The 24,520-nt window shown below is 34.9% G+C and carries 21 protein-coding genes and 1 other RNA gene; 12 read left to right on the top strand and 10 right to left on the bottom strand.

Translation table 11 applies throughout. The features are described from left to right. Positions 1-456: an Lrp/AsnC family transcriptional regulator gene (locus tag KCG49_RS14920; RefSeq protein WP_218547634.1), complete on the bottom strand. Its 456-nt coding sequence runs from the start codon at positions 454-456 to the stop codon at positions 1-3. 166 nt (positions 457-622) lie between these two features. Here KCG49_RS14920 and KCG49_RS14915 point away from each other — a divergent pair, with 166 nt between their 5' ends. After that, entirely contained in the window at positions 623-1,837 is a 1,215-nt protein-coding gene (locus tag KCG49_RS14915) for an aminotransferase class I/II-fold pyridoxal phosphate-dependent enzyme (RefSeq protein ID WP_218547633.1), read from the top strand. Positions 1,838-1,971: 134 nt separating this feature from the next. Here KCG49_RS14915 and KCG49_RS14910 read toward each other — a convergent pair whose 3' ends face one another. Further along, a complete protein-coding gene (locus KCG49_RS14910; protein WP_218547632.1) occupies positions 1,972-2,994 on the bottom strand; it encodes a metal-dependent hydrolase in 1,023 nt (340 codons plus the stop codon). Between the two features lie 84 nt (positions 2,995-3,078). Between KCG49_RS14910 and nhaC the strand changes: the two genes are divergently transcribed. Both nhaC and KCG49_RS14900 read left to right on the top strand, forming a co-directional pair. Continuing rightward, on the top strand, positions 3,079-4,551 hold the full coding sequence (gene nhaC / locus KCG49_RS14905) for a Na+/H+ antiporter NhaC (RefSeq protein ID WP_218547631.1): 1,473 nt from the start codon (positions 3,079-3,081) through the stop codon (positions 4,549-4,551). A gap of 174 nt (positions 4,552-4,725) precedes the next feature. Further along, entirely contained in the window at positions 4,726-5,364 is a 639-nt protein-coding gene (locus tag KCG49_RS14900) for a peroxiredoxin (protein WP_218547630.1), read from the top strand. A 79-nt stretch (positions 5,365-5,443) separates the two neighbouring features. Here KCG49_RS14900 and KCG49_RS14895 read toward each other — a convergent pair whose 3' ends face one another. From KCG49_RS14895 to katG, 3 genes are all read right to left on the bottom strand, one after another. Continuing rightward, on the bottom strand, positions 5,444-6,247 hold the full coding sequence (locus KCG49_RS14895; protein ID WP_218547629.1) for a prohibitin family protein: 804 nt from the start codon (positions 6,245-6,247) through the stop codon (positions 5,444-5,446). A 123-nt stretch (positions 6,248-6,370) separates the two neighbouring features. Beyond that, positions 6,371-6,841, bottom strand: a complete 471-nt coding sequence (locus tag KCG49_RS14890) for an ankyrin repeat domain-containing protein (protein WP_218547628.1) — start codon at positions 6,839-6,841, stop codon at positions 6,371-6,373. Positions 6,842-6,973: 132 nt separating this feature from the next. Further along, complete coding sequence (gene katG, locus KCG49_RS14885) at positions 6,974-9,190, bottom strand: catalase/peroxidase HPI (RefSeq protein WP_218547627.1); 2,217 nt, start codon at positions 9,188-9,190, stop codon at positions 6,974-6,976. A gap of 213 nt (positions 9,191-9,403) precedes the next feature. Here katG and KCG49_RS14880 point away from each other — a divergent pair, with 213 nt between their 5' ends. Beyond that, positions 9,404-9,646, top strand: coding sequence for a putative signal transducing protein (locus KCG49_RS14880; RefSeq protein ID WP_218547626.1), 243 nt, complete (start codon positions 9,404-9,406; stop codon positions 9,644-9,646). Between the two features lie 80 nt (positions 9,647-9,726). On the opposite strand, the gene KCG49_RS14875 is transcribed toward KCG49_RS14880, so the two are convergent. Then, entirely contained in the window at positions 9,727-11,352 is a 1,626-nt protein-coding gene (locus KCG49_RS14875) for an ABC-F family ATP-binding cassette domain-containing protein (RefSeq protein WP_218547625.1), read from the bottom strand. A gap of 132 nt (positions 11,353-11,484) precedes the next feature. Between KCG49_RS14875 and KCG49_RS14870 the strand changes: the two genes are divergently transcribed. Further along, positions 11,485-12,954, top strand: coding sequence for a TlpA family protein disulfide reductase (locus KCG49_RS14870; RefSeq protein ID WP_218547623.1), 1,470 nt, complete (start codon positions 11,485-11,487; stop codon positions 12,952-12,954). Positions 12,955-12,982: 28 nt separating this feature from the next. Here the strand turns inward: KCG49_RS14870 and fsa are convergent, their stop codons facing one another. The 3 genes from fsa to ffs all read right to left on the bottom strand — a co-directional run bounded on the left by fsa (position 12,983) and on the right by ffs (position 14,802). After that, complete coding sequence (fsa, locus tag KCG49_RS14865; RefSeq protein ID WP_218547622.1) at positions 12,983-13,636, bottom strand: fructose-6-phosphate aldolase; 654 nt, start codon at positions 13,634-13,636, stop codon at positions 12,983-12,985. A 104-nt stretch (positions 13,637-13,740) separates the two neighbouring features. Next, positions 13,741-14,544, bottom strand: a complete 804-nt coding sequence (locus tag KCG49_RS14860) for an SDR family oxidoreductase (RefSeq protein ID WP_218547621.1) — start codon at positions 14,542-14,544, stop codon at positions 13,741-13,743. A gap of 159 nt (positions 14,545-14,703) precedes the next feature. Continuing rightward, positions 14,704-14,802: signal recognition particle sRNA small type (gene ffs / locus KCG49_RS14855), an RNA gene on the bottom strand. 100 nt (positions 14,803-14,902) lie between these two features. Here ffs and KCG49_RS14850 point away from each other — a divergent pair. The 4 genes from KCG49_RS14850 (at position 14,903) to KCG49_RS14835 (ending at position 19,254) form a co-directional block, all read left to right on the top strand. Beyond that, the gene (locus KCG49_RS14850; RefSeq protein WP_218547620.1) at positions 14,903-15,931 is read left to right on the top strand and encodes a glutaminyl-peptide cyclotransferase; all 1,029 of its coding nucleotides are present in this window, start codon (positions 14,903-14,905) and stop codon (positions 15,929-15,931) included. A 142-nt stretch (positions 15,932-16,073) separates the two neighbouring features. Continuing rightward, on the top strand, positions 16,074-16,841 hold the full coding sequence (locus KCG49_RS14845) for a peptidase associated/transthyretin-like domain-containing protein (RefSeq protein ID WP_218547619.1): 768 nt from the start codon (positions 16,074-16,076) through the stop codon (positions 16,839-16,841). Positions 16,842-17,008: 167 nt separating this feature from the next. After that, positions 17,009-18,583 (top strand): hypothetical protein, encoded by a 1,575-nt coding sequence (locus KCG49_RS14840; protein ID WP_218547618.1) that lies wholly within the window; start codon positions 17,009-17,011, stop codon positions 18,581-18,583. 77 nt (positions 18,584-18,660) lie between these two features. After that, positions 18,661-19,254, top strand: a complete 594-nt coding sequence (locus KCG49_RS14835) for a hypothetical protein (protein ID WP_218547617.1) — start codon at positions 18,661-18,663, stop codon at positions 19,252-19,254. 87 nt (positions 19,255-19,341) lie between these two features. Here KCG49_RS14835 and glyA read toward each other — a convergent pair whose 3' ends face one another. Further along, positions 19,342-20,616 (bottom strand): serine hydroxymethyltransferase, encoded by a 1,275-nt coding sequence (gene glyA, locus KCG49_RS14830; RefSeq protein WP_218547616.1) that lies wholly within the window; start codon positions 20,614-20,616, stop codon positions 19,342-19,344. A gap of 113 nt (positions 20,617-20,729) precedes the next feature. On the opposite strand from glyA, the gene fahA reads away from it, so the two are divergent. The 3 genes from fahA to KCG49_RS14815 all read left to right on the top strand — a co-directional run. Then, positions 20,730-22,022, top strand: a complete 1,293-nt coding sequence (gene fahA / locus KCG49_RS14825) for a fumarylacetoacetase (RefSeq protein WP_218547615.1) — start codon at positions 20,730-20,732, stop codon at positions 22,020-22,022. A gap of 119 nt (positions 22,023-22,141) precedes the next feature. Next, complete coding sequence (locus KCG49_RS14820) at positions 22,142-23,323, top strand: hypothetical protein (RefSeq protein ID WP_256260029.1); 1,182 nt, start codon at positions 22,142-22,144, stop codon at positions 23,321-23,323. Between the two features lie 283 nt (positions 23,324-23,606). After that, a partial coding sequence (locus KCG49_RS14815) for a hypothetical protein (RefSeq protein ID WP_218547614.1) occupies positions 23,607-24,520 on the top strand: 914 nt, incomplete at its 3' end.

The following is a 24,520-nucleotide window of genomic DNA, read 5'->3' as shown; positions in this document are numbered from 1 at the left end:
CTAAACAGAAATTGCCGTGGTGTGTTGCACCTCATTAATTACAAACATACTATGTGTACTACCAATATGGTCTATTCTCGTTAACTTTTTTACCATAAACTCCCTAAATTCCTCCATATCCTCAACCAAGACTTTTATGAGGTAATCGTAATCTCCACTAATATGATAACACTCCAATACTTCATCTAATTTGCGTACTTCTCGCTCAAATTTAATAACATAATCTTGAGAATGCTGAACTAATTTTACATGGCAAAATGCAATAAAAGCTTTATCAACCTTTTTCTTTTCAATTAATGCCACATATTTTTTAATAATACCATTATTTTCTAACTTCTTTATACGCTCATATACAGCCGTGACAGATAATCCCAAAGCATATGACAAGGCTTTATTGGTCTGCTTACTATCGTTTTGGAGTAATTTTAGTAGATGTCTGTCTATTTCATCAAGCATATTGGTCTATGTTTTTTTCTGATTAAATCCAATTACAGATAAAAATATAGATTATTTATCTAAAATTAGTTAAATAATTAGATTAATTTTCTAAATTATAAGATTTATATTGAATTTTAATCTAATCTTATGGATTTTTGTAATGATCAATTAAATCATTTTCATTATGAAGTTCAAACCTGCAAACCATATTCAAAATTTACAATATTTTGGAGAATTTGGTGGAGTAAATCCATCAATTTCAGATTCATCAACCTATACATTCCTTTCGGCAAAAACAATGTTTGACACGTTTGAAGGCAATGCTGATGGTTGCTATTTATATTCTCGTCATTCTTCACCTTCAAACTTATATCTAGGCGAAGCCCTAGCTGCTATGGAAGGTACGGAAACAGCCACGGTCACAGCTTCTGGTATGGGAGCCATAACCCCAGTATTATTGCAATTATGCGATACTGGCGACCACATTGTGAGCAGTAGAACAATCTATGGTGGCACTTACGCTTTTTTAAAGAATTTTGCACCACGTTTGGGAATCGACACCACGTTTGTGGACATTACCAAACTAGAGGTTGTAGAAGCTGCAATTACACCAAAAACGAAAGTTCTTTACTGTGAATCGGTCAGTAACCCGTTGTTAGAAGTCGCTGATATAAAAGGCTTAGCAATATTAGCTAAAAAATATAATCTTAAATTGGTGGTTGACAATACATTTTCACCCTTATCAATTTCTCCCGTAAAACTTGGTGCAGATATTGTTATTCACAGTCTTACTAAATTTATTAACGGCTCTTCAGATACCGTTGGAGGAGTTGTTTGCGGTACTCAAGAGTTAATCGATCAACTTAGAAATGTAAATGATGGTGCCGCTATGTTGTTGGGTTCTACTATGGACAGTCTACGTTCGGCTTCAGTATTGAAAAACTTGAGAACACTGCATATTAGAATGCAGCAACACAGTCATAATGCCACGTATTTAGCTGAGAAGTTTGAAAGTGACGGTTTAAAAACCGTTTATCCAGGTTTAGCCTCTCACCCATCCCATGAGCTATTCAAATCCATGATGAATGAAAAATATGGATTTGGCGGTATGCTTACTATAGATGTTGGTTCTTTGGATAAAGCCAATGCGCTTATGGAATTAATGCAAGAACGTAACTTAGGTTATTTGGCTGTGAGTTTAGGATTTTATAAGACTTTATTCAGTGCCCCGGGAAGCTCTACATCTTCTGAAATTCCTGAAGATGAGCAGGAAGCTATGGGTTTGAGTGATGGACTGATACGCTTCTCCATAGGTTTAGATGCCGACATAGAACGCACTTATAAAATGATGAAAGCTTGTATGGTAGAAATTGGGGTTTTTAAAGCCGAAACCGTTTAATTTTGATAATGTTGTCTGAAAAATGAATTGGCTTTTTATTCAGAGCTGTTAAGCAGAACTTGTAGAAGCCAAAGCGAAGAATTTTAGTCATTTAAATACTTCATTTTATTCAGAATACCATTTTTTAGACAGCCTTATTTCCCTTTCAATCTTATCCAAAGTGCAGACATTGTAAAGCTAAAATCACTCATTTCTGGTTCAAACGGAAGCATATTTAAACGCTCACTATCTTTAAAGAGTTTTAAGTTGAATACAGCTTTAAAACCTTCTCTTGTCTCTACCAACGGATAACGCAGATCTTTATAAAGATAATTTCCATCTTCTAAAAATTCAACGTTATAATAATCATCGCTAAACCAAGCCAAGTCTTTTATATCACTAAATTCTGAAGCTTTTAAAACTCTTTCCTTTGGAATAGTTTGCCAATCCGAAAAACGATTGGACGCATCCAATAAGGAATAAAAACCTACATGATAATTATCTTCGGTCTCAGCAATACCATACCAAAGTACATTATTTAAAATTGCGGGCTGCACACTATACCTATAATACATTACAGCTTTATCCTTAAGGGAAGATTTGAAAACACTGTTAATATACAACTTGTTGAAAATGGTGAATAGCATATACACCGAACTTATACCAATTCCCAATTTTAACCACAACCATCTCCTATTACTTTGTCTGTTAAAAAACATTAAAACGATGATACATATAAAAAACGGAACCGTGTACAAAGGATCGGCTACAGCAATATTGTTAAAAGCAACTCTATAATTGGAAAACGGAGCAAAGAGTTGCGTACCATAAGGGGTAAAACAATCTAAAATCGGATGTGTAAACAATGACCAAAAGAAAAGTTGAATCCAATCTCGCTGTGTTGTGGAATGCAACCGCTTACCGGTATCATAGAGTTTATGCACCAACCAACCCAGTAAAAAAGCCCCTAATATTGAAAACAAAATAGAATGCATAAATCCTCTGTGAAAGAGCATAGCATCAATCTCATTGTTATAAAGTAAAGCACCAATGAAGACATCTAAATCTGGAATTGTACCACCAATAGCTCCAAACAATAAGGCCTTGTTTCCGATTTTTTTTCCAAGAACAGCCTCACCACAAGCGGCTCCTAAAACAATTTGAGTTATTGAATCCATAAAACTGAATGTAAAAGTACACATTTAATCCATTTGCAAATGGCTTAACAAAATCGTAACATTACGGAAACAAACTCAACTGAAATGCAAGACGACGACAATATCTCTGAAGTTAAAATTGAAGATCAAAAAATAATTGATAACAAAGAACTGAATATTTTTGAAGCACTTGTGCCTGTCGTCATATTAATGGGTTTATTAGCTTATAATATCTTTTTTGCAAATGGTGAGATGTTTGGTGGCTATTCTAATCAATATATATTATTAATAGGCGGTTTCGTAGCCTTTATTGGAGGTCTGCTCAACAAAGTATCACCACTTGTTATGGTAAAAGAAGTCTGGGAAAACTTAAAAAGTGTATTTATCCCAATTATGATTTTATTTTTAGTAGGTGCTTTGGCTGGTACATGGCTTATAAGTGGTGTCATTCCCGCAATGGTATATTATGGCTTACAAGTTTTAAGCCCAGAAATATTCTTGCCAGCTTCTGTGATTATTGCTGCAGTAATTTCCATTGCAACAGGAAGTTCTTGGACAACCTCAGCTACAGTAGGTATTGCATTAGTTGGTATTGGTACTGCTTTAGGCATTAACCCTGGAATGATTGCTGGTGCCGTAATCTCTGGTGCCTATTTCGGAGACAAGATGTCACCGCTTAGTGATACTACTAATTTGGCTCCTGCAATGGCCGGTACAGATTTGTTTACACATATTAGGCATATGGCATTTACAACAGTACCTACTATCACCGTAACCTTGATTGTATTTGGAATTATAAGCACTACAATAGAGCCAACAGGAAATGCAGATATTAGTAATTTACTAGCTTCGATTGATAAAACGTTTAGTATTACACTGTGGCTATTTCTTGTTCCTGCTGCGGTAATTGGCTTAATTTTATTAAAAACAAAACCTTTGGTTGCTTTAGCTACAGGTGTAATTCTTGCGGCTGTTTTTGCTGTTATTTTTCAGCCTGAAGTTTTGCAAAGCCTATCTGATTCTAGTTTCTATGCAATAATAAATTCAATCCTAACAGATACAGCAGTTGCAACAGACAACGAAAAACTTAATGATTTATTTAGTTCTGGCGGAATGGAAGGCATGTTATGGACCATATTCCTAATCGTTTGTGCTATGGTATTTGGTGGTATAATGGATGGTATTGGAGCTTTAGCCAGAATTACTAAAGCCCTATTATCCATAGCTTCTTCGGTATTTGGGTTATTTACCAGTACAGTTATGAGTTGTTTGGGCTTGAATGTTATTGCTTCAGATCAGTATTTGGCAATAGTCATCCCAGGAAAAATGTTTAAGCAAGCTTACGAAGATAAGGGTCTAGCACCAGAAAATTTAAGTCGAACACTTGAGGATTCAGGAACGGTTACTTCTGTACTTATTCCATGGAATACTTGTGGAGCTTATCAAAGCGGCGTATTAGGTGTCGGAGTTGGTGAATACTTTTTCTATGCTATATTTAACTGGCTCAGTCCATTTACGACCTTACTATTTGCTGCATTTAGAATTAAGATTAGAATGCTAGCTGGTAAAACGGTATAAACTTATTAGAGGTCAGCTTGACCTTTTCTATTTCCTAAAAAACACATAAAATTCGTCTAAAAACAAAAAGCTAAAATGACTTCTTATTTTTAAAACATTTATCATTGTTAAATGTTGAGTGTATATGTATCTTTGCAGCCGATTTTAAAATTTAACTAAAAAATTATTATAAAAATGGCTGTATTAGTAGGAAAAAAAGCACCTCAATTCAATGCGCAAGCTGTAGTTAATGGATGCGAATTTGTTGAGAATTTCTCGTTAGATCAATTTATTAACAAAAAGCACGTTGTGCTGTTCTTTTATCCCAAGGATTTTACATTTGTTTGTCCAACTGAGCTTCATGCATTTCAAGAAAAATTAGAAGCATTTAAATCTAGAAATACTGAAGTGGTTGCTGTTTCTACAGATACTGAGCAGTCACATTTTGGCTGGTTGCAATTAGAGAAGAACAAGGGAGGTATTAAAGGTATTACTTATCCTCTGGTTGCAGATACCAACAAAACCATTTCCAGGAATTTTGATGTTTTGGCCGGAGATTATTACTATGATGACAATGACATGTTGCAAGCTGAAGGAGAATTGGTTGCCTACAGAGGTTTGTTCTTAATTGATAAAGGAGGTATCGTTCGTCATCAAATTGTGAATGATCTGCCGTTGGGAAGAAATGTTGATGAAGCGTTGCGCATGGTAGATGCTTTACAATTTGTAGAAGAGAATGGTGAAGTATGCCCTGCGAATTGGAATAAAGGAAACTCTGGTATGGAGGCCACACATGAAGGTGTTGCCCAATTTTTAGAAAACCACATGAACTAGAACCGTATCATAAATAGGCTGTCTCAAACTGATTTCCAGCGCATTTGAGACAGCCTATTGTATTGAAATGTTGGTCTTTTTATTTATCACCAATAATTAGAGGTGTTTCCCCATTAGTAACAATCACTTTAGCATTTGGTGAGTTGCTAAGCTTTTCAAAAGCTTCTATAGCTCGCAAACGTAATATAAGCTCGTTTAAACCTAAGCTCAATACTTCATTTGCCTTTGCTTTTCCCTCAGCAGCAACAATGTTAGCTTGTGCTTCACCTTGCGCTTCAATAAGTTTACGCTCATTTTCTAAACGTTCTCTTTCTAAAACAAATTGCATTTGTTGCGCGCGTTGCTCTGCCGTGAGTTTCTGTTCAATTGCTGTTGATAATGATGCTGGAAGCACTATACGCTTCATTAACACCTGCTCTATAACGATTCCTTTCTTATCTAGAGTTTCATTAATCATGTTTTTAACTTCTTCTTCAATAGAAGCTCGGTTTCCTGTATGCATATCTTTTGCCATAAACCTAGCGCTTACATCTGCTAGCGCTGAACGAAATACAGGAGCAATTAATTCTTGCTCATAATTCATCCCTACGTTTTCAAGCAAAGACTTTACTTCAGTTGACTTTACGCGATATAAAATTGACATTTCAGAACCAATTGTTAATCCTTCTTTTGAAGGGATTTCTAAATTAATCTTGAAATTAACAATACGTGTTGGCACTTTTATATAAGTCGTAACTAAAGGGTTATAAATTTTAGCTGTTTGACTTATGGGCTCGCCAATTAATTTTCCTTGTCGACGTTTTACAGCAACCTCATCTTGACGTACAACAACACATGAACTGAATAAGAATAAAAACAATAATAAATAATAGAGTGATTTCATAGTCTACTTTTTTTGATTACTCTATAAAGATACACCAGACAAGGGAAAAACGCTATTTAGAACTGTTATAAATATCCTAAATTTTAAGTAAAATTGAGGTTTAAAAACCCATGCCAGGGGTTGTTAACCCAACAAGGGTATTAAGTTATAAAATTCTTTGCTTTTTGCATAATACAAAGCTATTTTACCATCAGCATCTTTAATGGATTTGTCTGCATTATACTCTAGCAGAATTTTGACAACAGCCTCTTGATTATACTGCGTAGCAAAACTCAAAGCTGTAGTTCCTTTGTTGTTTTGGGCATTTACATCTGCTCCATTTTTAATTAAAAGGCGTGTCAATTTAACATTGCCTTTAAAAGAAACACCTATTAAAGCCGTATTACCAGAAGCATCTTTAGCATTGATATTTGCTTTGTGTTCTATTAAAAGTTGAGCAATCGCTTCCTTATCAAAATACGTTGCAAAGATTAAAGGTGTAAATCCTCTGGCATCTTCACTATTTACCAAATGCGGATTATTTTGCAATTGTAATTTTAGGTTTTCAAGGTTTCCGGATTGAATGGTTCTAAAAAATAGTTCTTGTGCATTCATACTATTGTCTTTTAAAATGAACTCATTTCAACTTTTGGGTTTAAGCGAAAATTAAAAAAGTTTAAAATGAGTTCAAGAATAGACCTGCCAAGTTTTGAAACCTGACAGGTCTTAAAAAAATTTAGATTTGAATTACTTTAAATCGAAACGATCTAAATTCATCACTTTTGCCCAAGCTGCCACAAAATCGTTTACAAAACGGATTTCTCCATCATTTGCACCATAAACTTCGCTAACTGCTCTTAATTCTGTATTAGATCCAAAAATGAGATCTGCTCGTGTTCCTGTGAATTTTACTTCACCAGTTCTACGGTCACGACTTTCAAAAATGGCATCGTCATCTGAAGTTGCACTCCATGTATACGTAAAGTCTAAAACATTGGTAAAGAAATCATTTGTAAGATGCCCTACATTATCTGTAAATACACCATAATTTGAATTATCGTAATTAGCACCCAATACACGAAGTCCACCAACTAAAGCTGTCATTTCTGGTATTGAAAGTGTTAATAAATTTGCTTTATCTACTAATACATCTTCTGCAGCCACATTTAATTTAGCACTCATATAGTTTCTAAATCCATCAGCCAATGGCTCTAAATATCCAAACGATTCTAAATCCGTTTGTTCTTGTGAAGCATCACCCCTACCTTGCGTATAAGGAACATTTATATTATGACCTGCATTTTTAGCAGCTTCTTCTACACCAGCATTACCAGCTAAAACGATTAAATCTGCCATAGAAATTGTTCCGTTAAATTCTTTTTGAATCCCTTCAAGAACACTCAATACTTTGTTTAGTTCTTCAGGATTATTGACTTCCCAACTACGCTGTGGCTCCAATCTTAGTCGTCCGCCATTTGCTCCACCTCGCATATCAGAACCTCTGAATGTAGAAGCTGAAGCCCAAGCCGTTTTAACCAATTCTGAAACAGATAGACCAGAAGCTAAAATCATTTTCTTTAACGATTCAATATCAGAATCACTCAAGGTATAATCCACTTTCGGAATCGGGTCTTGCCAAATCAATTCTTCAGTAGGCACTTCTGGACCTAAATAACGATCAATCGGCCCCATATCTCTGTGCGTTAATTTATACCATGCTCTTGCAAAGGCATCTTCAAATGCTTTGTGGTCTTTGTGGAAACGCTCAGAAATCTCTCTGTATGTCGGATCCATTTTCAGGGCCATATCTGCCGTCGTCATCATAAGAGCTTGCTTACCGCTACCATCAGCCGTTGGTGCCATGCGTGCATTGGATTCTGCGGTTGGTGTCCATTGGTGTGCACCAGCAGGACTCTTGGTTAATTCCCAATCATAATTTAACAATACATTAAAATAGTCGGCATCCCATTTTGTTGGGTTTGGTGTCCAAGCACCTTCTATACCACTTGTTATGGCATGCTGTAATACGCCAGATTCGTAAGTGTTTTTCCAACCCGTACTCATTTCTTCAATGGAGGCTCCATGAGGTTCAACTCCTACGTATTTTTCAGGGTCTGCGGCACCATGTGCCTTTCCAAAGGTATGGCCACCAGCAACTAAGGCTACAGTTTCTTCATCATTCATTGCCATACGACCAAATGTAATTTTAATATCATGCGCCGATTTCAAAGGGTCTGGCTCACCATTTGGGCCTTCAGGATTTACGTAGATTAATCCCATATGAACAGCACCTAAATGGCCTTCTAAATCGCCATCGGATGTATCGTAACGCTCATCATTATCCAACCACTCCGTTTCACTTCCCCAATAAATATCTTGTTCGGGTTCCCAAACATCTTCACGTCCTCCTGCAAAACCAAAAGTTGGGAATCCCATAGACTCTAAAGCGCAATTACCGGCAAGAACCATTAAATCTGCCCAAGAAATTTTGTTGCCGTATTTCTTTTTTACTGGCCACAATAATAAGCGTGCTTTATCTAAGTTACCGTTATCTGGCCAACTATTTAATGGTGCAAAACGGTGTGTTCCTGTTCCTGCTCCTCCTCTACCGTCACCTACTCTGTATGTACCAGCACTGTGCCATGCCATACGAATCATAAATCCCCCATAATGCCCATAATCTGCTGGCCACCAATCTTGAGAATCTGTCATTAATTCAATTACATCTTGCTTCAACGCAGCAAAATCAATACTATTAAAAGCCTCTGCGTAATTAAAATCATCACCCATTGGGTTATTTTTAGCTGCATGCTGCCTCAGAATGTTTAGCTTTAATTCGTTTGGCCACCAGTCTCTATTGCTTGTTCCACGACCTGCAGTCTTCTTTTGGTCTCCACTTAGAAAAGGACACTGACTTGCGTCTGAATTATTAATGTCCCAAGCTTCACCATGATTACTATTCATATTGTAAGTTTTTAAGTTAGTATTTCTTTGACTATAAAATTATGAAATTATGTGCTTTAAACACAGTCCCAATATTTTTTAAAATTATATTTTAATAGCCAAAACTTATTGTAGCTGTTATTTTAATAGTGTTATTAAATATTGAAGCTATTTTACACTAGGAAATCTTAGCAAAATTTTGTAACTTCTACTTATAATTTAAAACCTATAGATATGAGCACTTCCGAATATAAAAAAGTATACAACGGCAACTTTATTTTAGTCACGCGCATTAAGAATGAATTAGAACGTATAGGTATAATTCCCATTATAAAAGACGAAGGTGAATCGCAACGACTTGCTGGTTATGGTAGTATGAACCAAGGGTTTCAAGAAGTTTTTGTGCTTAATGATGAATTAGACAAAGCAATTGCCATAGTGGAACAGATTAAGGCCGAGATGGAGGCTTCCTCCTAGTAGCTGTTTTTCATTACTAGAAAGCTATCACTACATCAATGAAGAATCCTATGAAAAGATTTTAACAATAAAAGAATAGCCTAAGCTATAACAGCATACATCTTCTCGCGTTGTTCTTTGATTTTTTTATCACTCATATATTCGTCAAATGTCATGTAGCGATCAATAACTCCGTTTGGTGTTAACTCAATAATTCTGTTACCAACGGTTTGGGCAAATTCATGATCGTGTGTTGTTAAGAGTACGGTTCCCTTAAAGTTTTTAAGTGCATTATTAAAAGCCGTAATACTTTCTAAATCCAAGTGGTTTGTTGGTTCATCTACCATTAAGACATTAGCCCTAATCATCATCATTCGGCTTAACATACAACGTACTTTTTCTCCACCAGATAAAACATCTGAAGTTTTTAAAGCTTCCTCACCACTAAAAATCATTTTACCAAGAAACCCTCTGATGTAAACCTCTTCACGCTCTTCTTCAGTTGTTGCCCATTGACGCAACCAGTCTACAAGCGATAGTTTGTTATTAAAGTATTCACTGTTGTCTAATGGCAGATAAGACTGTGTAGTGGTCACTCCCCATGCATATTTACCTGAGTCTGCCTTTTGCTTGCCGTTGATAATTTCATAAAATGCAGTGGTAGCCCTAGAATCTTTGGAATATACAACCACCTTATCACCTTTTGCTAAATTGATGTCAATACTTTTAAATAAAGTTTCACCATCTAAACTTGCTGATAAGCCTTCAACATGTAAAATTTGATCTCCAGCTTCTCGCTCACGTTCAAAAATAATGGCGGGATAACGGCGACTACTTGGTTTTATGTCTGCGATGTTTAACTTATCGATCATTTTCTTTCTACTTGTGGCCTGCTTAGACTTGGCTACATTGGCAGAAAAACGACGGATAAATTCCTCAAGTTCCTTCTTCTTCTCTTCAGCTTTTTTGTTTTGTTGCGCGCGCTGTTTTGCGGCTAATTGCGATGACTCGTACCAAAACGTGTAGTTGCCAGAATAGTGGTTAATCTTTCCGAAGTCTATATCAGAAATATGCGTGCAAACCGCATCTAAAAAGTGCCTGTCGTGAGATACAACAATGACACAGTTATCGTAATTTGCCAAGAAATTCTCTAACCAAGAAATGGTTTCGTAATCCAAATCGTTGGTAGGCTCATCCATAATCAACACATCAGGGTTTCCAAACAAAGCTTGTGCTAACAATACTCGTACTTTTTGCTTACCATCTAAATCTGCCATTAACGAATAATGTAAATCTTCCTTAATCCCTAAATTTGATAGCATGGCAGCAGCATCAGAATCTGCGTTCCAGCCATTCATTTCTTCAAACTCTACCTGTAATTCTCCTATTTTTTCTGCATTCTCATCGGTATAGTCTGCATAAAGTGCATCAATTTCAGACTTTAACTTATATAGTGGTTTATTACCTTTTAAAACGGTTTCTAAAACAGTATCTTCATCATGTTTGTTATGATTTTGCTCTAAAACAGACATACGCTTTCCTGGCTCTAAATGTACATGACCAGATGTTGGATCCATTTTACCAGCAAGTATCTTTAAAAATGTAGATTTCCCTGCGCCATTTGCACCTATGATTCCGTAGCAATTACCTGAATTAAAACTGGTATTGACTTCATCAAAAAGTATGCGTTTTCCGAATTGAACAGAAAGGTTTGAAACTGATAACATATCTTTATTTTTTGAGAGTGCAAAAGTAGAAAATTATAGCCATTAGACGAAATAAATAGACCGTATAACAAGATTTAACGTGGCATTAACAAGACTTGAGGTTTTCAACCTATATTTTTGTTTAGCTAAACTATGATGAAATTGCCCATGTTAACTCGATATATAGCTATAACTTGTGTTTTGTTATCCATTACCATTGGATGTAAAATTAACGGTAGTGGTAATGGTGACTACGCATACATTGGTGGTGAAATTATAAATCCTAAGAATAAAAACATCATACTTCACAATACCGAGGGCAAAGTTTTTGACACGCTTAGCCTTGATGCCAACAATAGGTTTATCCATAAAATAGAGAATTTAGAATCTGGTCTTTATTTAATTAGACACGGAGGTGAATACCAAACGGTGTTATTAGAACCTTCGGACAGTATTATGTTTAGGCTCAATACCTATGATTTTGACGAATCGTTGGTTTTTACCGGAAATGGTGCCAAAAAAAACAACTACCTCATTAAAACCTATCTCACTAACGAAAAGGAAGCTAAGAAGTTGGTGAAGTATGCTAAGATGAATCCTGAAGATTTTAATGCGTTTGTTGAAAAAAGACGTAAACATCAGCTTGAGGAATTCCATAGATTTTTGAGCAAGAGTAACGAATCAGAATTCTTTAAATCTGTCATTGAAGCAAACATTAATTACAACAGCTATGCAGATAAGGAAATTTATCCCTTCGCTTATTTTGGGAACAATAAACTTATTCATATTAAAGATCTACCTGAAGATTTTTATAACCATAGAGCAAACATAGATTACAATGCCAATCATCTAAGCCATTTTTTCTCTTACAATAGGTTTTTGTTTTCGCATATAGATAATTTGGCTATTAAATCGTATTACAAGAATAATCCTTACCATAGTAAATTTGATAGGCACGCTATGGATTACAATATTTCTAAAATGGATTTGATTGATAGCATTATCACGGACAAAACCATTAAGAATAACTTATTAAAGTACAAAGCCAGAGACTTTATTAGCCATAACCATACTGAGTCTGAAGCCAATGAAATATTGAATTATTACTTGTCTAAAAGTACAAATGAAGAAGATAAGGCTTATATGAAAGACTTGGTGACATCGTTAAAATCTCTACGCCAAGGAAATCCATTGCCAAATTTGGCGGTTGTAAATTATAATGATACAGTTCATTATTTAAATTCTATAATTACCAAACCAACAATTATTTACTTTTGGTCTTCTAATTCTAAAAGTCAGTACCGAAACAGTCATTACATGGTTACGGAATTAAAAGCGCAGTTTCCGCAGATGGATTTTATATCGATAAACGTTAATGATAATGATGATAAATTCTGGAAGAATATCATTAATAATTATAACTTCTCGACGATAAACGAATTTAAGTTTAAAAACTCTAAAGCTGCACGTAAGATACTTGCCGTAAATTATTTAAATAAAGCCATTATTGTTGATGAAAACTCAATGATTCTTCATCCCAATGCCAATATATTTAGTTCAGAATTTAAAGAAACACTTGAGGGATTATTACGAAAAAAGCACCTTATTGCCGCTAAACAATAAGATGCTTCTCAAATAAATATCAATCTTATTAATTTCCTTTTTTATAATCTGCTAAGAATTTTTCTAAACCTATATCTGTAAGTGGGTGGTTGAGCAATCCTACAATAGATTTTAATGGACCTGTCATAACATCTGCACCTAATTTAGCACAGTCTATAACATGCATAGTGTGACGAACCGAAGCTGCTAAAATTTGAGTTTCAAATGCATAGTTATCATAGATATGACGAATTTCCGCAATTAAGTTTAAACCATCTGTAGAGACGTCATCTAAGCGGCCAATAAATGGAGATACATAAGTAGCACCCGCTTTTGCTGCCAATAAGGCTTGTCCTGGCGAAAACACTAATGTTACATTGGTTTTTATATCTCTATCCGAAAAATATTTACAAGCCTTTACGCCATCTTTAATCATTGGTAATTTTATAACAATTTGGTCGTGAAGTTCAGCCAAAGCCTCACCTTCTCTCACCATACCGTCAAAATCCGTTGAGATAACTTCTGCAGACACATCACCATCGACAATATTACAAATGTCAACATAATGCTTCATAATATTATCTGTACCAGTAATGCCTTCCTTTGCCATTAAAGATGGATTGGTAGTAACACCATCTAAAATGCCCATATCTTGAGCTTCTTTAATCTGGTCGAGATTAGCTGTATCAATAAAAAATTTCATCTAATTTAAATTTGAATTGTTGTGTTTAAAGTTGTCGCGAATTTACGAATTTTAACAGCCTTAGAGGATAATTATTTTTCAGAATATATTAACACAACCTTATTTTACATATCATAATGCTTCATAAGGATTTTTTCATAAACCTTATCTGGTAATATGCGCTTTAATACAATGGAGAATTTTTGCATAAAAGCACCTACTTTATAATGTATTTTAGGCTTTTTGGTTTCAATAATTTTATATATCGCTTCTGCCATTTGCTTAGGATCACTGCCATCATCTACGTGATCGTTCATAGTTTTTAAAGCCTCCCCATATTTTTCTTTATATGGAGAATCCTTTAAAACCGGAGCGTGGTAACGACCAGCAGCAATATTAGTTGCAAAATCACCAGGGGCTACATTAGTCATTTCAACATTGAACCCTTTAAGCTCCATTCTAAAAGCTTCAGTAATTAGCTCTAATGCACCTTTAGTAGCACTGTAAACACCTCGGTAAGGCAAACCCATATAGCCAGCAATAGAAGTAACATTAATAATTAAACCTGAATTTTGACTTCGCATAGTTGGTAAAACCGCTTTAATAACATTGATTGGTCCAAAAAAATTGGTTTCGAAATTGCGCTTAATCTCGGCATCTGGAATTTCCTCAACAGGGCCCGTAATTCCTGCCCCAGCATTGTTTATTAAAACATCTATTTTAGAGGCATCTTTTAGAACCGTTGCAACACAATCTTTAATGGTTTCTGGTTGAGTTACATCTAAAGCAATAATAGGAAATTGACTTTTAGGATAGTTTTGGGGATTTCGACTCGTTCCATAGACCTTGTAGCCTTTGGTTTGAAGAAACTCACCAACAGATTTTCCAATACCCGAAGATCCTCCCGTTATTAAAACAACTTTAGACATTTTTTTGAGTTAAAAGTTTGAAGTTAAATGTACAAAGTTTCAAAATAATAAAATTTTAAATCGCTATTACTACAAATTCAGCACAATATGTTAACACCTGTTTAAACTAAAAAAATCTTGAATCTGTAGAGCTTTCAAGATTTAGATATATTGCGTAAAAAAGGGCAAGCTACCTACATCACACCGCTACGACCGCATACCTTTGCTACGTTCCCGTCCTGGAGGATTAAGCAGGAGCTGGTTGTGTAGGACTTGCCCGGCGGCAAAGATACAACCTTTTAAAACTTTTACAACCATTTGCATAATGATTTTTAAACTGATTTTTTTTAATAACTTGCTAAAAAATCTGATACTACTTATGCAAATTTCTAAATATTTCATTCTCCTATACTTAAGTGCAATTTTAATCAGTTGTGGAGATGCAAATACCCAAAAAAAAACTGGTCTTAGCATTAATACCAAAGTAAAATCATTAATGCTTGGGGACACGTTAGCATTGTCCATTGACAATCCCAAAAAAATAGACATCACTAACGTAAGCTACGAACTTGATGGGAAATCAATCGATAAGGACGAGGTTTTAAATGATATAACTCTTGGTGAGAAAACCATTACGGCAACCGTAAGTTATGGTGATAAAACCGAAACGCTAACTAAATCCATTAAAGTATTTAACAACATTATACCTGCGATTTACACCTATGAAGTTGTAAATACCTATCCGCACGATATTACGTCTTATACGCAAGGCTTAGAATTTTATTATGGAGACTTGTACGAAAGTACAGGACAATACAAAGAATCTAAGTTAAGAAAACTAGATTTTGAAACTGGTGAGGTGTTACAAAATCTAGATTTAGAGGATAACTATTTTGGCGAAGGGTTAACCATTTTAAACGATAAGATTTACCAACTCACATGGAAAGAAAATAGAGGCTTTATTTATAATGTCGATACTTTTGAAAAAGTAAGCACTTTTAATTACGGAAAAAGTAAGGAAGGTTGGGGAATTTGTAACGATGGTAACACACTTTATAAATCTGATGGTACGGATAAAATTTGGCTATTAAATGCAGACAACCTAACTGAAAAAGGCCATATCGAAGTTTATACAGAAAAAGGTAAAATTCCCGCTTTAAATGAACTCGAATGGATTGACGGAAAGATTTATGCCAATATCTATCATCGTAATGGAGTTGTTATTATTAATCCAAAAACAGGTGGTGTTGAAGGTGTTATAAACTTTAAACCACTCAAACAACTTGTAAAACAACACGATAAACTAGATGTTTTAAATGGAATTGCCTACCACCCAGAGCGTAAAACCATTTTTGTAACTGGTAAAAATTGGGATAAGCTTTTTGAAGTAAAAATAAAGAAGCCGTGATTTGTATTCTATGGTTTTAATCACTGTGTTAATTTTTTAACCTCTAAACTTTTGGATTAACATTTATTTAGGTTAAAGTTTATTTAACGCCATATTGTATCTTGTTTTAAAGCCTTTTCTTTAACGCATCAATCAACTTTCAATGCGTTACTTATTTAGTATATTAATTCTCTTGTGCTCCCACTCTAGTATTTTTGGGCAGACATTAAAAGGAAAGGTATACGATTCAAAATCTATAGTAAAAAACATAAAGGTTTTAAATAAAACACAAAACAGATTAACGGTCACTAATGCTGAAGGTAACTTTAGTATCGAAGGCAAAGTAAATGATACTATTTCGTTTAAATCTGTATTCTATTACCCCAAAGAAATTGTACTAAAACAAATTCATTTTGAAGAGCTTAATGTTTTTGAGGTCGAAAAGATCATCAACGAATTAGAAGAAGTTGAGATTAAAGCAGAACCAGAACAACCTGTTTTTGAAGCTGAGACTTACAATACGGAACTGCGTAACTTAATTAAAGAGGACATAAAGAACAATCCCGGACTTTATCAACCCGCTAATGCAACCTATGGTGTAGACTTTATAGCAATAATTGGTTTGGTGGCTAAATTATTCAAAAAAAAGGATAAGTATAGAGCACCAACCTATCAGCCTATAACCTATGAACAGATAGATTCTTTATTCGATAAAAGCTCATTTTTCAAAAAACGTTTGGTCACTGAAGATTTAAAAATACCAGAAACTAACGTTAAACTGTTTTATAATTTTTGTGAAGCCAAAGGTATCAGCTCAGAATTGCTAAAAGAGGAAAAGAAAATGGAGCTCTTAGAGCAATTGGTATTGAACAGCCAATTGTTTTTAATTCTACTCGAAGAATATGGAGAGAAATCTAAAGTCAAGGATTAGCCCTGTCATTCAGAACGAGGTACGAGTGAAGAATCTCTATAGCTATTAATACAAAGATTCTTCGGTCATACTTCCCTCAGAACGACAAATTAAATTATTAATTCCGCTTCATAATAAATCCTAACTTCAAAAGTTATATTTTTAAGCCAAAATTATATTTATCTCTTATGCAGCGATTGCTAACATTCTTAATTTGTTTAATTATATTATTATTTTGGAGTTCTTGCCGAAAGGATTTTGAATTCTCACCAAGCAAAGGAAATCTTAGATTTGAAAGGGACACGGTGTATTTAGATACCGTTTTTACAAACATAGGTTCTAGTACTTACAACCTCAAAGTCTACAATAGAAGTGATGATGATATTGTGATTCCCACTATACAGCTCGAAAACGGAGTCAACTCTTTTTACAGAATGAATGTGGACGGAACTACGGGACTGGGAGGCGCACAAGAAGGTAAATTCTTTGAAAATGTTGAGTTACTGGCAAAAGACAGCATGTTCATTTTCATAGAGACCACAATAGATATAGAAATACTATCCAATTCAGACACACAGTTTTTATATACGGATCGTATTTTGTTTGATTCTGGAAATAACCAGCAAGATGTGGATTTAGTAACTTTAGTCAAAGATGCCGTATTTATCTATCCAAACAGAGATGCAGATACAGGTATTATTGAAACCCTAACTTTTGATGTTGATGGCGACGGAACACCAGATGAAACCACTTTACAAGGACGTTTTCTCGAAAATGACGAGCTCACCTTTACCAACGAAAAACCTTATGTTATTTACGGTTATGCTGGAGTTGACACCGGACAAACGCTGACTATGGAAGCAGGTACACGTGTACACTTTCATGCAGATTCAGGTATTATTATCACCGATGGCGGAACCCTCAATATTAATGGAGAACTAAGTACAGACCAAGACGAGTTAGAAAATGAAGTCATTTTAGAAGGAGATCGCCTAGAACCACTTTTTGAAGATGTGCCAGGACAATGGGGCACCATTTGGTTATTTAATGGAAGCGAAAATAACAGTGTTAATTATGCAACCATAAAAAATGCAACTATTGGCATTCTATCTGAAGGTAATCAATCAGCGCCAAATGATAAATTGACCATAACCAATAGTCAAATCTATAATTCCAGTGGATTTGGAATTTTAGGTAGAGCAACTTCCGTTTCTGCACAGAATGTGGTTATTAATAATTCTGGTCAATCCTCTTTTGCCGGGACTTTAGGTGGAAAATACAACTTTACACATTGTACCATTGCAAATTACTGGAACAGTAGTTTTAGACAATTCCCTGCCCTACTCCTAAACGATTTTGTGCTAGACGAAAACGGAACTCCAGTCACTAACGATCTCACGGAAGCTAACTTTACGAATTGCATTATTTATGGCAATGATAATCCTGAGATGTTGTTGGAGGATGAAGGGAATATATTTAATTATAAATTCACTAATTGCTTAATACGCTTCAATAACAATAATCTTAGCGGAACAGGAAACTACGACTTCAATGACACAACGTTCTACGAAGAAAACCTATTTAACGAAGATCCTAATTTTGAAGCTCCATTTGAGAATTTGATGCGTATTAGTGACGATTCTGGTGCCAATGGACTCGCTAATACCGATTTTACATTTTTAGAAGACATCCTAGGTATGTCTAGAAATGTACCAGAACCAGATGCTGGTGCTTACGAGAGTATTACTTTTGATGAAGACTAAACTAATTTAAAATCAGCAGTTTGGTATATTATTTGATGATGTTTAGTGAAAGTTCTATAACATAAAATCTAAACATTATGATGTATAAAATTTTTCGAAAAAGTATTGTTCTAACACTCTTTATTTCAGTCTTAACAGTAATAAACGCCCAAGAATTAGATATAAATCTCGTTAATTTAAACACTGTTATAGAAAATAGTAATGATTATAGTTTTTATAATGGTGAAATACATTTAAAGACTAATGAAACTCTTAAAGGTCGAATTAGCCTAAACCACATTAATGATGACCAATATGCTGTCTTATTGAAAACAGATAAAGGTCACATATATGTTTCGAATAAAGATGTAAACTCAGTAATATTATTTGACGAAAACAAAGGCAAGATCTTAGAAACCAAATTTGTATCTTTTGATGGACACGATAAATTATTTCGCGAACTCTACATAAAAGACGATGAAACTGCCATATATGACTCTATGGAGAAACCATTTGATAATAAAATTATGAGTGGAGTTTACGTATTGGAAGATGACGAGCTAAAATATATCTATAACTTTTGGTCATCTGGCCCAAAAAAAGATATTATCAATTATATCAACGAAAGAGATGACTCTAATTATAAACGTAGAGATTTTAAATCTTTGAATGACTTGTTTGCTATACTGTAACATTAAAAAAAGCCTTTCAATTTAGTTTGAAAGGCTTTTATTTTTATATTCGTCTAGCTAAAATCGTTCAGGATACCATAAATACTATTAAGCATTAAACAAAGGTCTCCCACCCATCAAATCATTTACTTTTTCCGACACACCTTCAAGAATTGTTTCATTATCATGATTCATAAGCACTTCATCAATTAAATCAACGACATAGGCCATATCATTTTCCTTTAATCCTCTGGTTGTAATAGCAGGAGTTCCCACTCTAATACCAGAAGTAACAAAAGGAGATTCCGTATCAAATGGCACCATATTTTTATTCACGGTAATATCAGCTTTTACTAAAGCATTTTCAGCATCTTTACCTGTAATGTTTTTATTTCTAAGGTCAATCAACATCATATGATTATCTGTACCTCCTGAGATTAAATTGTAATCCTTGGTAACGAATGCTTTGGCCATCGCGTCTGCATTATGTTTTACTTGTAACATGTAATGCATAAATTCATCCGTCAACGCCTCACCAAACGCAATCGCTTTAGCAGCAATTATATGCTCTAAAGGTCCACCTTGGTTACCTGGAAAAACACCAGAATCTAATAGGCCAGACATTTTACGAAGTTTTCCGCTCTTTAGGGTTATCCCAAATGGGTTATCAATATTTTCACCCATCATTATCATACCGCCTCTTGGGCCACGCAACGTCTTATGTGTTGTTGTTGTCACTACATGGCAATGCGGCATAGGGTCGTTTAAAATACCCTTAGCTATTAATCCTGATGGGTGAGATATGTCAGCCAATAATACAGCTCCAACATTATCAGCTACTTCTCTAAACTTAGCAAAGTCCATATCTCGAGAATAGGCCGATGCACCAGCAATAATTAACTTTGGTTGTTCTTTTTCAGCAACATCAGATAACATATCGTAATCAATATATCCTGTATCCTTTTTAACACCATAAAACGTTGGACGATATAATTTTCCTGAAAAATTAACAGGAGATCCATGTGTCAAATGTCCACCATGAGACAAATCGAATCCTAAAATAGTATCCCCAGGTTTTAAGCACGCATGAAATACAGCCGTATTGGCCTGACTACCCGAATGCGGTTGTACATTAGCATAAGCTGCACCAAATAAGGTTTTTGCTCTGTCAATAGCAATCTGTTCTACTTCGTCAACAACTTCGCAACCTCCGTAATAACGCTTTCCAGGATAACCTTCTGCATATTTATTGGTTAATACAGAACCAGCCGCTTCCATAACTTGGTCGCTAACAAAATTCTCTGAAGCAATCAATTCTATACCATCAGTCTGGCGTTCTCTTTCAGCTTCTATAAGTTCAAAAATTTGTTCGTCGCGTTGCATATATGATGTCTAATGTTAAATGAGCATCAAAAATACGAATTACATTAGTTTTAATATTAAAAATTATGTAGGTTTGGATAGAAATTAATGAACATTTAATCAACAACAGCAATATGCCATTATCAGCAAATAACCCAAACAGAACCTCTTGGTTATACGTCAATAAATACTCAGATTTTCCCATTCAGAATATTCCTTTCGGCGTTTTCTTAACTAGAGAAGATATTATTACCATCGGAACTCGAATCGGAGACACGGCTATAGACTTGGGAGCTCTACATCAATTAGGGTATTTTGATGGTATCCCGTTAACTGACGATATCTTTCTTCAGGATTCATTAAATGATTTTATAGCCGATGGTAGAAAAACTTGGCGCGCTGTTAGAAATCGTGTTGCTGAAATTTTTGATGCCAACAACGAAACCTTAAAAAACAATACCAAGCATAAAGAAATTATTTGTTTTAGATTAGATGAAATAGAAATGCAAATGCCTGTGCATGTTGGTGATTATACAGATTTTTATGCGAGTAAAGAGCATGCCACTAACGTCGGCACTATGTTTCGTGGCAAAGACAATGCGTTGATGCCAAATTGGTTACACCTTCCTGTTGGCTACCATGGTCGCAGCTCTTCAATTGTGACCACACATATACCTATTCATAGACCACAAGGACAAACCATGCCAGAAGGTGCAGACCAACCTGTTTTTGGGCCAAGTAAACTCGTGGATTTCGAATTGGAAATGGCATTTATTACTACAGATGCAAACGATTTAGGTGAGCCTATTCCTGTTGAAGAAGCTGAAGAATATATCTTCGGTTTGGTAGTTTTTAATGATTGGTCTGCAAGAGATATTCAGAAATGGGAATATGTGCCTTTAGGCCCATTTTTAGGGAAAAACTTTGCGTCGTCAATGTCGCCTTGGATTGTAACTCTTGATGCTTTAGAACCTTTTAGAGTTGCTAGCCCAAAACAAGATCCAAAACCTTTGGAATATTTGCAGACCAAAGGAAAGCACAGTTTCGATATTCATTTAGAAGCCGGTATTATACCAAAAGGTGGCAAGGAAACCACCGTTTGTAAATCTAACTTTAAATACATGTATTGGAATATGGCACAGCAGTTAGCTCATCATACTGTTAACGGGTGTCCTGTAAATTCTGGTGATATGATGGGTAGCGGAACCATTTCCGGGCCTACGGAAGATTCTTATGGTTCTATGCTAGAATTGACATGGAAAGGTACTAAACCTATTAAAATGAAAGATGGTACTGAGCGTAAATTTATTAATGACTACGATACGGTCGTAATGAGAGGTTATTGTGAAAATGATGACGTACGCATTGGTTTTGGACAAATAAAAACACAGTTATTGCCCGTGTTTAACCCTAAAAAGAAAAAGTAACCACAAAACTTTTAATCATCAGCGTATAATTTAATTTTTAAAGCACTAGCAATTAGTGCTTTATTTTTTTGGCATAATCTTTGGATTTGTTAATTGCTGTAACCTTTAAACACAAGATTATGAAACGAATTTTACTTTTTACAGTCCTTGTTTCGGTACTCGTATCTTGTAGTGCCAAAAAACAAATAGAACAAGCCATAAGTCATGGAAACTATGACCAAGCTATTTCTGAAGCCTTAAGGAAATTAGAACACAACAAAGATAAAAAGCGTAAGCAAGCATATGTTGTAATGCTTAAGGATGCATATAAAAAAGTCTTAGAAGAAGATTTGGCACGTATTGCACATTTAAAGCAGGATGGAAATCCAGAATTGTATAAAACTATATACGAAAGCTATGCAGATTTAGAGGCTAGACAAAATGCTATAAAGCGTGTTATGCCTTTGAAAATAAATGGCAAAAATATAAATTTCACTTTTAGAGATTACAGTGAAGCTTTAGTCGATTACAGATATAAAACATCAGATTTCCTAATGGACAAGGGTTTGAATCTGTTAGACACCGAAGATAAACTCAACGCGCGAGAAGCTTATAGCTTATTTGATTATATAGATAATATCAATCCAGGCTTTGAAAATGTAAAAAGCTTAATGCATGAAGCGCATGAAGCGGGTATGGATTACGTGCTTGTATCGGTAAAAAATGAAACACATCAAATTATACCTGAACGCTTAGAAGCAGATCTACTAAACTATAACACTTATGGTTTAAATCAGTTTTGGACGACCTACCATGCAACTACAGATAATAGCATAAATTATGATTTCGCTATAGAATTACAACTAAAGCGAATTAATATCTCGCCAGAACGTATTAATGAACGTCAATTATTAAGAGAAAAACAGATTGTCGACGGCTGGGAATATGTCTTGGACGACAATGGCAATGTGGCTAAAGACAGTCTTGGGAATGATATTAAAGTCGATAAAATTATAAATGTAAGGGCACGTTTCTTTGAAGTTTTACAAACTAAGTCATCTCAAGTTATTGCAGATGTAGTTTATATAGATTCAAAACTAAACCAAATTATTGATACCTATACAATTGATAGCGGATTTACTTTTGAAAATCTGTTTGGACATTACAGAGGAGATAGGCGGGCACTCAATAGGGATGATAGAAATCTATTAAGACGAGGAGAAGTTCATTTCCCTAGTGATGAACAAATGGTCTATGACTTTGGTGAAGATCTAAAACTTAAGTTGAAAAATATCATAAGTACATATCGTTTAAATAGCTAGATAAAAAACCTCTCAATTTAGAGAGGTTTTTTATTATAATTGTTTTTAGGAAAATATTAAATCAAAGAACATTAATATGTTCATACCGTATTCTTCTCTGTAGGAAATATAATAAATCGTAAGTCTTTTTAATTTAAAGTTATTATCTGCCCTTCAACGATTATTTTAAGCATTATCCTCTAGTCATATGTACTTTAGCTTTCCCCTTTATCAAAGCTCTATCAAGAACCTACGATAATTAATTAGCTTGGACACATAATACTACTTTAATAAACAAAAATTGATGAAACATCCCTACATAAAGTTTCTGCCCTCAATCATAATGCTATTTTTCACGATAGCTTTTCATGCTCAACAATCGGGCATATATCAAAGCTTTGTAACACTAGATATTAATAATAACGGGAATATTGATTATGATCTGTATTCGCCCACAGATTTAGCAACCAATACTGCCGCTGCTGATTTTAATGGTGCATCTTTAGGAGTATTTGCCATATCTACAGAAACACTGGTTCTAAAAGGTGGTCAAAACAGGGTTTTTAAATGCATAGCCACAGATGATATTACATCTGGATACTTAAACTACACAATATATGAAACTGTCAATAGGCCATTAAGTCCAACTTTCACAGGAATTAATCTAAATACTATAGTTAATGATTTTCCCGGGGCAGCTTGTAGTGGAAATGGAAATAATCAAGATTGGATTACAAATAATCAGAATATCAATATCCTAAATGGTCTTGCTTCTGGTGACTATACTTTAGAAGTATTTACGCTAGCTGATTACACAGTAAATGGAATAGTACAAACAAATCCTCATTATGTTAATAATAATGGAAATAATTTTAGAGCAACTTTTAGAGTAGACAATCCGCCTGAAGCAATGTGTGTTACGAATCTTACAGTTCAACTTGATGCATCTGGGAATGCGACAATTACTGCTGCAGATATAGATAGTGGTTCCACCGACGATTTCGATACTCCTTTGTTGACAATCGACGTGAACACTTTTGATTGTAACGATATTGGAACTGCAATACCTGTAAATTTAACAGTTGAAGATTCTTTAGGACAAACAGATACCTGTACTGCTATCATTACTGTTGAGGACAATGTAGACCCAAATGCAGTATGTCAAAACATAACCGTACAGCTCGATGCCACAGGAAACGCCTCCATCCTTCCGTCGGA

It is taken from the genome of Winogradskyella luteola, assembly GCF_019203985.1.
In the GTDB taxonomy this organism is placed as follows: Bacteria; Bacteroidota; Bacteroidia; order Flavobacteriales; family Flavobacteriaceae; genus Winogradskyella; species Winogradskyella luteola.
The sequence above is the reverse complement of the archived record's forward strand: the minus strand, read 5'-3'. Positions and strand labels throughout refer to the sequence as shown.

Coding starts and splice junctions, on each gene's coding strand:
- KCG49_RS14920 (WP_218547634.1), bottom strand. CDS start 456: ATGCTTGATGAAATAGACAGACATCTACTAAAATTACTCCAAAACGAT.
- KCG49_RS14915 (WP_218547633.1), top strand. CDS start 623: ATGAAGTTCAAACCTGCAAACCATATTCAAAATTTACAATATTTTGGA.
- KCG49_RS14910 (WP_218547632.1), bottom strand. CDS start 2,994: ATGGATTCAATAACTCAAATTGTTTTAGGAGCCGCTTGTGGTGAGGCT.
- nhaC (WP_218547631.1), top strand. CDS start 3,079: ATGCAAGACGACGACAATATCTCTGAAGTTAAAATTGAAGATCAAAAA.
- KCG49_RS14900 (WP_218547630.1), top strand. CDS start 4,726: ATGGCTGTATTAGTAGGAAAAAAAGCACCTCAATTCAATGCGCAAGCT.
- KCG49_RS14895 (WP_218547629.1), bottom strand. CDS start 6,247: ATGAAATCACTCTATTATTTATTATTGTTTTTATTCTTATTCAGTTCA.
- KCG49_RS14890 (WP_218547628.1), bottom strand. CDS start 6,841: ATGAATGCACAAGAACTATTTTTTAGAACCATTCAATCCGGAAACCTT.
- katG (WP_218547627.1), bottom strand. CDS start 9,190: ATGAATAGTAATCATGGTGAAGCTTGGGACATTAATAATTCAGACGCA.
- KCG49_RS14880 (WP_218547626.1), top strand. CDS start 9,404: ATGAGCACTTCCGAATATAAAAAAGTATACAACGGCAACTTTATTTTA.
- KCG49_RS14875 (WP_218547625.1), bottom strand. CDS start 11,352: ATGTTATCAGTTTCAAACCTTTCTGTTCAATTCGGAAAACGCATACTT.
- KCG49_RS14870 (WP_218547623.1), top strand. CDS start 11,485: ATGATGAAATTGCCCATGTTAACTCGATATATAGCTATAACTTGTGTT.
- fsa (WP_218547622.1), bottom strand. CDS start 13,636: ATGAAATTTTTTATTGATACAGCTAATCTCGACCAGATTAAAGAAGCT.
- KCG49_RS14860 (WP_218547621.1), bottom strand. CDS start 14,544: ATGTCTAAAGTTGTTTTAATAACGGGAGGATCTTCGGGTATTGGAAAA.
- KCG49_RS14850 (WP_218547620.1), top strand. CDS start 14,903: ATGCAAATTTCTAAATATTTCATTCTCCTATACTTAAGTGCAATTTTA.
- KCG49_RS14845 (WP_218547619.1), top strand. CDS start 16,074: ATGCGTTACTTATTTAGTATATTAATTCTCTTGTGCTCCCACTCTAGT.
- KCG49_RS14840 (WP_218547618.1), top strand. CDS start 17,009: ATGCAGCGATTGCTAACATTCTTAATTTGTTTAATTATATTATTATTT.
- KCG49_RS14835 (WP_218547617.1), top strand. CDS start 18,661: ATGATGTATAAAATTTTTCGAAAAAGTATTGTTCTAACACTCTTTATT.
- glyA (WP_218547616.1), bottom strand. CDS start 20,616: ATGCAACGCGACGAACAAATTTTTGAACTTATAGAAGCTGAAAGAGAA.
- fahA (WP_218547615.1), top strand. CDS start 20,730: ATGCCATTATCAGCAAATAACCCAAACAGAACCTCTTGGTTATACGTC.
- KCG49_RS14820 (WP_256260029.1), top strand. CDS start 22,142: ATGAAACGAATTTTACTTTTTACAGTCCTTGTTTCGGTACTCGTATCT.